The 11,457-nt window shown below is 40.4% G+C and carries 8 protein-coding genes; all 8 read left to right on the top strand.

Going from position 1 to position 11,457, the window contains the following annotated elements; genetic code table 11:
- The first annotated feature begins 4 nt into the window (after positions 1 to 4).
- The gene (locus tag PQ460_RS12975) at positions 5 to 1,894 is read left to right on the top strand and encodes an IucA/IucC family protein (RefSeq protein WP_274170049.1); all 1,890 of its coding nucleotides are present in this window, start codon (positions 5 to 7) and stop codon (positions 1,892 to 1,894) included.
- Complete coding sequence (locus tag PQ460_RS12970) at positions 1,888 to 2,682, top strand: HpcH/HpaI aldolase family protein (protein ID WP_274170048.1); 795 nt, start codon at positions 1,888 to 1,890, stop codon at positions 2,680 to 2,682. Before PQ460_RS12975 ends, PQ460_RS12970 begins: the two co-directional genes overlap by 7 nt.
- A 112-nt stretch (positions 2,683 to 2,794) precedes the next feature.
- On the top strand, positions 2,795 to 4,087 hold the full coding sequence (locus PQ460_RS12965; RefSeq protein WP_274170047.1) for a type III PLP-dependent enzyme: 1,293 nt from the start codon (positions 2,795 to 2,797) through the stop codon (positions 4,085 to 4,087).
- Positions 4,084 to 6,333: an IucA/IucC family protein gene (locus PQ460_RS12960; RefSeq protein ID WP_274170046.1), complete on the top strand. Its 2,250-nt coding sequence runs from the start codon at positions 4,084 to 4,086 to the stop codon at positions 6,331 to 6,333. Before PQ460_RS12965 ends, PQ460_RS12960 begins: the two co-directional genes overlap by 4 nt.
- A 112-nt stretch (positions 6,334 to 6,445) precedes the next feature.
- The gene (locus PQ460_RS12955; protein WP_274170045.1) at positions 6,446 to 8,062 is read left to right on the top strand and encodes an AraC family transcriptional regulator; all 1,617 of its coding nucleotides are present in this window, start codon (positions 6,446 to 6,448) and stop codon (positions 8,060 to 8,062) included.
- 114 nt (positions 8,063 to 8,176) lie between these two features.
- Complete coding sequence (locus tag PQ460_RS12950) at positions 8,177 to 9,181, top strand: ABC transporter substrate-binding protein (protein ID WP_274170044.1); 1,005 nt, start codon at positions 8,177 to 8,179, stop codon at positions 9,179 to 9,181.
- A gap of 165 nt (positions 9,182 to 9,346) precedes the next feature.
- On the top strand, positions 9,347 to 10,357 hold the full coding sequence (locus tag PQ460_RS12945) for a FecCD family ABC transporter permease (protein WP_273616125.1): 1,011 nt from the start codon (positions 9,347 to 9,349) through the stop codon (positions 10,355 to 10,357).
- Positions 10,354 to 11,409, top strand: a complete 1,056-nt coding sequence (locus PQ460_RS12940) for a FecCD family ABC transporter permease (RefSeq protein WP_274170043.1) — start codon at positions 10,354 to 10,356, stop codon at positions 11,407 to 11,409. Before PQ460_RS12945 ends, PQ460_RS12940 begins: the two co-directional genes overlap by 4 nt.
- The last annotated feature ends 48 nt before the right edge of the window (positions 11,410 to 11,457 follow it).

Genomic DNA, 11,457 nt, shown 5'->3' with positions numbered 1-11,457 from the left:
AATAATGTCTTTTACACAACAACGTCCAACGTATTCAACGGTATCTTCAACACAACCTGCTGATCCTTTTTATATGATTCAAGCGCTACACTCCGAACATTTTCAAGCAGTAGAGCAACGAATTATTCGTCAATTAATGCAAGCGATTATTTATGAAGATATTCTTCCTTATACTCAGACAGAATCCGCTTATGATACGGCTATCAATCAACAGTCTCCGCATCAGTTCACAATAGCCGGTCAGAATACAGATCAGCAAGTGGTGCAATATACATGTGCAGGTAAGCGTATGCTTAGTTTTGGCAGAGTGAGATTACAACAGATGCCTGTTACACGTATATCCGCAGATGGTCAACAAGAGACTGCACGTTTGCATGAATTTCTGAATGAAGTATTGCAACAAGTACAACAAGGTGAAAAGTTACAACAATTTCGCAATGAGCTAGAGCAGACACTTTTGAAAGACTTACAATCTCAAGCAGATACGCAAGAAAATGAACTAACCGCAGAGCAACGTCAATATGATTCTTTAGAAGGACAGATCAAAGACGGTCATCCGTACCATCCATGTTACAAATCTAGAATCGGATTCACGTTAGAAGATAATGCTCAATACGGCCCCGAATTTCAACAATCGCTGTATCCCATCTGGTTAGCTGTATCAAAACAATACAGTCGGGCGGCTTTTTCAACTGGTGTGGATGATCATGACTCATTTATGCAAGAAGCATTAGGACAAGCGCAATGGCAACAATTCCAAGAGAGATTACAACAGCAACAGTTGAACAGTAACGATTATTATATGATTCCGGCTCACCCGTGGCAGTGGAAAAACAAAATCAGTGCTGCTTTTTACCGCGAACTTGCCAGTCAACAGATTGTTCCGCTGGGTTATGGAAATGATGCTTATTATGCACAGCAATCTATTCGTACACTTGGCAATCAGACTAGACCGGAAGCACCTTATCTCAAAATGGCACTCAGTATTACGAATACATCGACAGCACGTATTTTAGCAGGGCATACCGTGCTTAATGGATCGCTGATTACAGATTGGCTAACTCAATTGATTCAACAAAATGAAACAGCACAACAACTTGGATTTATAGTGTTACGTGAGCGAGCAGGCATTACTTTTGATTATGAGAAATTGCCAGAATATCGCCAAGCACAGACTTATGGTTCTTTAGGAACGATCTGGCGTGAAAGTCTGCATACTTATTTGAAAGAAGGCGAAGATGGAGTTCCTTTTAATGGACTATGCCATGTGCAATCCAATGGTGTTCCTTTGATTGATTCGTGGATACGACAATATGGGGTAGCGCAATGGACATATGCGATGTTACAAGCAACAGTCACTCCGATTATCCATATGTTATATGCTCATGGAATAGGAATGGAATCACACGGACAAAATATTATTTTGATTCATCAGCAAGGATGGCCTGTACGGATTGCACTCAAAGATTTTCATGATGGTGTCCGTTTCTCTGTCGCTCATCTGGCTGAGCCTGAATTATGCCCTGATCTAACACCTGAGCCAGCGAGTCATGCGAAGATCAATCGCAATTCATTTATCAAAACAGATCGCCCTGAAGATGTACGCGATTTTTCATATGATGCTTTCTTTTTTATTGCGGCAACAGAACTATGTATGTTTTTGGAGCAACATTACCAATTCCCTGAAGAATCATTTTGGAAAATGACAGCCGATATTATTCACGATTATCAACAGCAACATCCACAGCATCAAGAACGATTTGACTGTTTTGATTTGTTCGCTGAGACCGTACTCATTGAAGAGTTAACCAAACGAAGACTATTTGGAGATGGTGAGCTACGCTTCAAAAACGGCATTAATCCGTTATATGCTTACCGCCATGCAACATGTTAACTACCAATCGGCTACGTCAACAATTAGCGCAAAAGCAGACAGTGTTTGGATTGATCGCTTCTGTACCTGCACCGATTATGATTGAAGTGATTGCTTATGCTGGTTTTGATTTTGTAATTATTGATATGGAGCATGTCATGATTAATCCTGAAACGGTTGAGCATATGATTCGAGCCGCAGAACAGTCAGGCATTACCCCGTTAGTACGTATTTCAGAAATTAATGCCAAAGAAATCTTACGTGTGCTGGATAGTGGAGCAATGGGAATTGTTATTCCGCAAGTGGAACACAAAGAGCAGGTTGAAGCTGTTATTCAAGCGGCTAAATATTTTCCTATCGGGCAACGCAGTATGAATAGCGGACGGCCGGGCATTTTTGGTAGAGACAATCTGGCGGATTATATGGAACGTGCGAATCACGAAATTATGATTATACCGATGATTGAGACTGTTCAAGGCGTGGAACAGATTGATGAGATTTTGAGTGTAGAAGGGATCGATATGATTCTTGAAGGCGCGGCGGATCTCTCTCAATCTTATGGTGTACCGTGGCAGACCGAGCATACTCTCGTGCGTCAAGCATTAGATCATATCCAGCAAGTCGCGACTTCCAGACAGATTCCATATTGCGCTATTCCACGTCAAATCAATCAATATGAGCACTGGCTTGACAAAGGTGTACATGCTTTTGTATTAGGAGATGAACGAGGAATTGCTTTTCGAGCGTTACAGAGCAAGCTTGCTCAATTCCCTGTCATAAATACAGATAGATCACAAACGGAACTGTAAGTAAACTTTTCCTGTGTATGTGTATGTGTATGTGTATGTGTATGTGTATGTGTATGTGTATGTGTATGTGTATGTGTATGTGTATGTCCAGTTAAATGAAGGAGGATTCCTATTGAATACAAAGTTGATACCATCACTTTCTCCAACTAAAATGCAAGTATCTACTGCAATTATAGATCAAGTTCATAAGATTATCGAAGATGAAAAAGTAAATCGTTCTCCGCATATGATCTCACGAAAACCTGTATGTGCTTTTATTTATGATCTGGATACATTATGTCAACGTACACGTAGCAAAGTAAAGGATATGCCGGCAAGAACTAACTTATTTTATGCGGTCAAAGCAAATCCTGATCCACGTATTATTACAACATTAACGCCAATTGTAGACGGTTTTGAAACGGCATCGATCGGCGAAGTGCATACTATTCGGCTGATCGATCTCGATGTTCCTATTATTTTTGGTGGCCCGGGTAAAAAAGATAGCGAAATCGAGCAAGCGATTGATCATAATGTGATGTTGATTCATGCAGAAAGTATGCATGAAATTCGTAGAATCGCATGGATTGCCGAGCAGAAAAGCAAAACAGTGCGCATTTTACTGCGTGTGAATGTCAGAAAGACTATTCCTACAGGAACCGTCACGATGGGTGGTAAGCCGACTCAATTCGGGATTGATGAAGCGCAGATTGCAGAAGCGATCGAATGTGTACAGTCTTTGCCACAACTAACACTAGCTGGATTTCATATGCATTCAGTATCCAATAATCTGGATGCACAGCTACATGTCGAATTGGTCAATATGTATATTCAACTGGTAAGTCAGTGGATCAGTCAATACCAGCTATCGATTCAATATGTTAATGCAGGTGGGGGATTTGGCATTTGTTATACAGAGCCAGATACTCATTTTGCATGGGATACTTTTATAAAAGGTCTTGATGATATCTGGAATGAAGACGTATTGCCAGGGGTAGAACTTATTTTCGAGCCGGGTCGTTATCTGGTTGCTCATGCAGGATATTATGCGTCAGAAGTGATTGATCTGAAATGCAATCATCATAAACATTACGCTATTTTGCGTGGAGGAACACATCATTTCCGTTTACCTGTCTCATGGGGACATAATCAACCTTTTGAACTCATCGCTATACAGCAGTGGGATTATCCTTTTGAGCGTCCACATCAAGAGCAGATTACGATAACACTGGCAGGAGAACTATGTACACCCAAAGATGTACTTGCTCAAGATGTAAAAGTAGAACAGATTGCTGTAGGAGATATTGTTTTATTTTCGATAGCAGGTGCTTACGCTTGGACAATATCACATCATGATTTTTTGAGTCATCCTCATCCCGATATGATCTATATTGATAATCAAATAGGAGGTTATGAACCGCTATGAATTGGAACGAAGTTTTAGAACCGTTAACTGCTAAGAACAATCCATCTATTGATCTACAATCTGTATCTTCCAATCATACCCATACAGAGCAGACAGAACAGCAAGTTAAGCGAAGTATAGCATCAGAGCAGATTATGCAAGATTTGATCAATACATTACTAGCTGAAAAGGTCTGGTCAGATCACCAATTACAATTGCTGTCTACAGAGGAATTGAAGCATCGCATCATTTCATCGGCATCAGCTCTGTCCACTATCCAGCAAGCAGAATCATTAACAGCGATTTCTTTGCTAACGGATACCAAGACATTAGAAAATAGCTTGTGGTATTGCTGGAGTATAGAGTCGCCCCAACATGATCTATCTGTATCATCTGCTCTGGAACAGGCTATAGATACACCTGCATATACCATTATTTTCCCTGTGAAATCAGCGATTGTTCAACCTTATCGTTATGTACCTGCTAGCACGTCTATGTATGCTTATCATGCTAACTCTACTGATTCATATTCTAATAGCGTCGAGGCAAGTCGGATCAATACTCATGTGTATGCGGTTCGTTATTCTGATACGCTTTCAGCAGATCAACCGTCGTCTGTCCTACAGATCATCGCATTAACACCGACACAATTGATGAAGATTGTAAATGATCAATGCTTTACTGCTACTTATCGAGAACAACCCGGTGTAGAGCGCTTTGTGCAGTTATTAGAAGAGACAATTCAGCAGACTACTTGGTCATTAGAACATAATTTAGCTCCAATATCTTTATTTGATCTGTCAGCCAGCGAATTTTTTCAACATATGGAGCGGTATGCTTCATTAAGAGATCGACCTTTTCATCCAGTATCCAAAGCCAAAGTCGGATTAAATGAGCAAGATTATCGTCAATATAGTGCAGAGTTCGCTCAACCTATGACATTGTGCTGGGTTGCTATTAAGCGTCATGTTGTAATGGAAGGCGAAGCTCTGGTTGGCAGGACGGTTCTGGATTATCAGTTATATGATTATCGTCAAAATAGTTCATTAGCAAATGATCTGTCTGAACCGATGTCTGATCTATTATCTAGTGATCAACAACAGCAAGTCATACAAGCTATGCAACAGCAAGGGTTAGATCAAGCAGAATATATAGCGATTCCTGTTCATCCATGGCAATTGCAGTATAATTTGCCTCAATATTTAGCAACAGCACAGCAACAAGGCGATTGGGTAGATCTTCAGCTTCAAATCGGTCTATTTGAAGCTACTTCATCGGTACGTTCGTTATCGCCTATAGATCATAGTCCGCATTATCTCAAATTACCGCTTAGTGTATTTTCATTGGGTGCTTCTCGTTATTTGCCGGCTGTCAAATTGATAAACGGGCAGCGTGGACAATCTATGCTAGAACAAGCGCTGGATCGTGATCAGATATTGAATGAACAGTTATTTCTATGTGATGAAAATCGTTGGTGGGCGTATATGCCTGAAGCAGGAAGTCTATTTGATGATGAACCGAGACATCTAGCCGCAATGGTACGTACTTATCCTGAGTCATTGATTACAGGTGCGCAAGGAGAACGATTATTACCGATGTCCGCTTTATCTGTAATTTTACCTGCACCGATCAATGCTTCGCGTGAAGGACACTTTTTCGATGAATGGATGATTGCACGTCATCTGCAAGTGACAGAGGAATCGGTATGTACATTATTTGGCGAAGTCTGTCAGACCTTTTTCCAGATCAATTTGCGATTATTCCGACTAGGGTTAATGCCAGAATTGCATGGACAGAATAGCGTACTGGTCTGGCAAAATGGTCATATCAAGCAGATGCTTTTACGAGATCATGATTCTGTACGATTGCATTTACCCTGGCTTCGCAAGCAAGGTATCGCTGATCCTCAGTATATGATTCGCCCGGGTTATTCGAACAGCTTGTACAATGATACACCGACAGAATTATTGTTTTATTTGCAGACGTTAGGGATTCAAGTGAACTTGTATGCGATTATTGATGCGTTATGTACGGTATACGATATACAAGAAAATATATTATGGACAGTATTACGAGATCAATTGATTGAGCAGTTAGATGAAATACCTTTTGAAGCAGAAGTACGACAAGAAATAGATGGTGTATTGTTCGACAAAGCAGAATGGCCGCTTAAATTGTTAGTGAAGCCTTTATTAGAACAAGCAGGTGTACCCGGCAGTATGCCATCCGGTCAAAGTACAATTCAAAATCCATTTGCACAACTGTGATCCAAAGACTCATTTGCTACAACAATTTACTTTTGCGTCTAAATCTATATAATGAGAATAGTTCTCAGAAATATGATAATTATTCTCAATCTATGTAGAAAGGCGACGAGTAATGAGTAAGATATTAGATCAGTATCGACAATTTCCTTCCTATATTTATAAATTACAGACTGTGCAATATGCGGATCAAGTGTTACCACGCTACGACGCTATATTGCATAGTCTTTTACTATTTAAAGAAGCCAAAGGGCAGATCATTATTAACGGTAATCGCTATGATCTTCATCAGCAAAAAGTATTTCTAGTTCCACCACATGCTTCGCTGAAAATCATGGTTGAGAGTGATACTCGTACCGAATATTATATTCTTTCTTTTCATGTATTACAGCCTGATATACAGGGTAGTTTTGTACCGATAGAATTGCTCGGGTTATATGAGCTTCATGTGGCTCACTTTCGCTGGTTTGTTGATCGAGTGCGTGAGATTCAAGAAAAGCACGATCAAGAGAATTTATGGGATCAGATGAAAGCGAATATTATTTTCCAAGAACTGTTGATCCATTTGTTCAAAGAAGATGCTCAAGAACAGAAACCTGATATGAATCAAGCGATAGCGGCTACACTGGATCATATGGAACAGCATTATGCTACATCGATTACTCGCAATCAATTAGCCGAGATTGCAGGCATGAGTGCTGATTATTATTCGCGTGCTTTCAAAAAAGTAGTCGGGAAAAGTCCGATGGAGCATCTTACTGAACTTCGGATCACTCAGTCCAAAGAAGTGTTATTGCTGTCTAATGATTCTTTTCGTTCGGTAGCACAGCAAGTAGGATTCAGTGACGAATTTTATTTTAGTCGCAAATTCAAAGCCGTAACCGGGCGCTCACCCAAATCGTATATTCACAATATTCGTTATTCAAACAAAATCGCTTCACTCAAACATTTATTAACCGGTCATCTGGTAGCGCTTGGAATAGAGCCTTATGCAGCCGTTATCAATAATGCTTATCCTGTGACGACTCAATTTGAACATACGATTCCGATCGGAGATAGTAAGCCTGATCTGGAGAAGTTAATGAATGCTCAACCCGATCTAATCGTGACTTGTGAATTTCGAGATTTTGAAAAGTCACAAAAAGAAAAAATGTATGAGCAGATTGCACCTACTATCACATTGCCTTTTTTTGAAGATTGGCGTGTTCATTTTCAAACGATTGCACGAATTGTAGGTAAAGATCAAGAAGCGCAAGTGTGGTTAGAACAATATGCAGATATCGCCCAATTATTACGTCAACAATTGAAACATACATTCGGTTCACGTTCATTGCTAATTCTTGGTGTAGGAGAGAGCAAGATCTGTATCTATGGCAAGCGCAATCTAGGAGCTGTATTGTACAACGATCTAGGATTTACAATGCCTGCCGGAGTAGAGAATATCGCTCATTATTTTGAAATTCAACCAGAAGACTTGTTGCATTATGATGCAGATTGTATATTGATTACTCCTTTTCAGCATGATGGTACTGTAGGGATGCAAGCTGGCATTGAGCAAGGTATTTTCCGTTTATGTGCTCATCCGATCTGGCAACAGCTCCAAGCTGTACAGCATGATTCAGTCTATGAAATGTATACGACTCAACATATGCATACCTGTTATAACTCTTTTTCACATCTGATGTTATTAGAAAAAGTACGTCAACTGTTTTTGGATAAAAACGACAAATGACGGATTATTCCAAGCACTAGACTGAATTGTCCATGTTAAAGGAAAAGACGTTCACTATAATTAATAATGAGAATCAATATCAATTGTAGTGAACAGAAAGGGAGAATAAAGACCATGTTGAAAGGCAAATCGTTCAAAGGTATACATATGTTGTGCATCATGATGATCATTGTGATTATCCTTGCGGGTTGTGGTGCAAATAACAATAAAAGTGCAGTTGATCCAACAGCGCAAGCAGCAGGCGAAAATGCTAACGCAGAAGCAGCAACACGTACAATTCAGCATGAAATGGGTAGCACAGAGATAAAAGGAACACCCAAACGGATTGTGACATTATATCAAGGCGCAACTGATGTATTAGTCGCTTATGGTGTAAAACCTGTAGGTGTAGTAGAAGCGCATACAGGAGAACCTGCTTATGATTATTTGAAAACTGATCTGGCAGGTGTGCCTACAGTTGGACTTGAAACACAGCCAAATCTCGAAGAAATTTATAATTTAAAACCGGATCTTATTATCGGTTCCAAATTCCGTAATGAAGCAACGTATGCTCAGTTGTCCGAGATTGCTCCTACTGTGATGGTGGATCAAGTCTATGATTGGAAAAAGACGCTTGATCTGGTCGGTCAAGTTTTAAATGAACAGGACAAAGGAAAACAATTACTGCAAGCGTGGGAAGATCGTGTAGCTGATTTCAAAAAGAAAATGGGAGATCGTTTGCCTATTCAAGCTTCTATCGTAAACTTCCGTGCTGATCATGCTCGTATTTATTATATGGGTTATGCAGGGTTGATATTGAAAGAGCTTGGATTTACCCGCCCAGCATCGCAAGAACAAGAAGAGTGGGGAATCAAAGTAAATTCCAAAGAAAGTATTCCTGATATGGATGCTGATGTGATCTTTGTATTCGATTCAGGTACAGACAAAGCCGCTATCGAAAAAAATTATCAACAATGGACGAGTCATCCATTATGGAAAAACTTAAAAGCATATAAAAACAATCAAATCTATAAAGTCAACGAAGTGAATTGGAATCTAGCAGGCGGTTATATCTCAGCAGGTCTAATGTTAGATGAACTGTATGATATCTACAAATTAGAAAAGCCTCAAACCAAATAAGTGCAATTGGCTAGAACCTAGAATTTCTTAATAGGATAAAGGAGGAGAACAGGTAGTTTACATCACCTGCTCCTCCTTTTATCACATTTACTGGATAGGAGTATAGATGTAGTCCTGTGACTGCAATCATTTAACAAAACGTAATCATGAAAGAGTGAATGTCTATTGGTTTTATTCAAAAGCAATACAGCCAAATGGTGCGGATTAATTATTACGTTATTATTATGTATCGTTGTTCTAGCGATTAGCCCGATGCTAGGACGCACTTTTGTACCGCTCAAAGAAGTGATCGCGGCGATACTTCATTACAATCCTGAATCGATAGCAGACGTGGTAGTGTATACAGAGCGATTGCCACGTGCCATTATCGGAATAGTAGTAGGAGCCAGTCTAGCAGTTGCAGGTGCTTTAATGCAAGCACTGACACGCAATCCATTAGCTTCACCTAGTACATTTGGGATTAATGCAGGAGCTATCTTTTTTGTCGTGATAGCTAGTCTGCTATTTTCGATAACCGAAATGACGCAACTGATGTGGTTTGCTTTTGCAGGGGCATTGGTAGCGGCAGTGATCGTCTATGGATTGGGGTCGATAGGACGAGACGGATTAACACCGATAAAGATTGTACTCGCAGGATCAGCGATTCTGGCGTTATTTACTTCATTTACACAGGCGATGCTTGTTTTAAATGAAACAGGTATGCAAAATGTATTATTCTGGTTAGCTGGAGCGATTGGTGGACGAACATTAGCGATGTTACAACCGGTTCTGCCGTTGCTTACGATTGCAGGTATAACTGCATTATGTATGGGACGAGCGATCAATTTATTTGTCACCGGTGAAGAGATTGCCAAAGGCATGGGACAACGTGTGCTATTACTCAAACTGGTTATTGGTTTGATCATTGTTATTCTTGCAGGTGGTTCGGTAGCTATAGTTGGCGCTGTCGGATTTGTAGGGTTATTTATTCCTCATATTGCACGTGCACTTGTAGGAGCTGATTATCGCTGGATTATCCCATTTTCCGGTGCTTTGGGAGGTTTGTTGTTAATGACAGCAGATCTAGTGGCACGATTAGTGATTATACCGGCAGAGATTCCATTAGGTGTAATGACAGCATTTATCGGGGTACCGTTCTTTATCTATATCGCTCGTAAAGGAGTGACATGGAAATGAACAAACATAGATATTGGACATTACGCAGTCGTTCTGCGAGATTTCATATGCAAGTAGAAAAAAGATCTGTTCGTACTTTGGCGATACTGATAGCGCTTGTGATCATCATTGGCATTATAGGGGTAGGAATCGGAGAGACATGGATACATCCATGGGAAGTGATTAGAGCTATATTCGGTCACAGTTCAGGCAACTATGATTTTGTATTGTATCGCTTGCGCTTACCGCGTGCTGTTGTAGGTTTGCTAGCAGGAGCAGCGCTGGGCATGTCGGGTGCTATTTTACAAGGAATGATTCGTAATCCGTTAGCTTCACCAGATATTATCGGTATTACAGGTGGAGCGTCAGTGGCGGCTGTTTTATTTCTTTCATATGGAAATAGTGTATTTCATCTAAGTATCGACTGGTTACCTGTGGCAGCTATTACAGGAGCACTGGTTGTATCCGGGCTTATCTATCTATTGTCCTGGCAAAATGGTGTGACACCGATGCGACTGGTATTGATTGGGATAGGAATCTCAGCAGGAATGAGTGCACTGACTACTTTTATGCTTGTGATCAGTTCTTCGTTTACAGCAAGCAAAGTATATATCTGGTTAACAGGTAGTGTATATGGGGCTACGTGGAGCGAAGTTTATTCTATTTTGCCTGTATGTATAGTAGCAATTCCATTACTTTTGTACTTTGCCCGTAGTCTTAATTCACAAGAATTGGGTGATGATGTAGCACTAGGTCTAGGTGTACGAGTGCAGAAGCATCGCTTGATGTTGTTACTATTAAGCGTGATTTTGGCAGGAAGTGCGGTAGCTGTAGTTGGAGCAGTTGGATTTGTCGGATTAATTGCACCACATATCGCCCGTAGATGGGTTGGTCGTACATTTGGCAGTGTTGCACTTGCCTCGGGGTTGCTCGGAGCTTTACTGGTATTTGTAGCTGATGTTATCGCACGAACAGCTTTTTATCCGATTGATATTCCAGCAGGTATATTTACAGCGGCGATCGGTGCTCCTTTTTTTATCTATTTGTTATATCAACATCGGAATCGGTTTTGAAAAAAAGCATATTCACTAACATGAATACATGGAGCATACAAGGAGGGG

It is taken from the genome of Paenibacillus sp. KACC 21273, from assembly GCF_028736095.1.
Lineage (GTDB): Bacteria > Bacillota > Bacilli > Paenibacillales > Paenibacillaceae > Saccharibacillus > Saccharibacillus kyungheensis.
The sequence above is the reverse complement of the archived record's forward strand: the minus strand, read 5'-3'. Positions and strand labels throughout refer to the sequence as shown.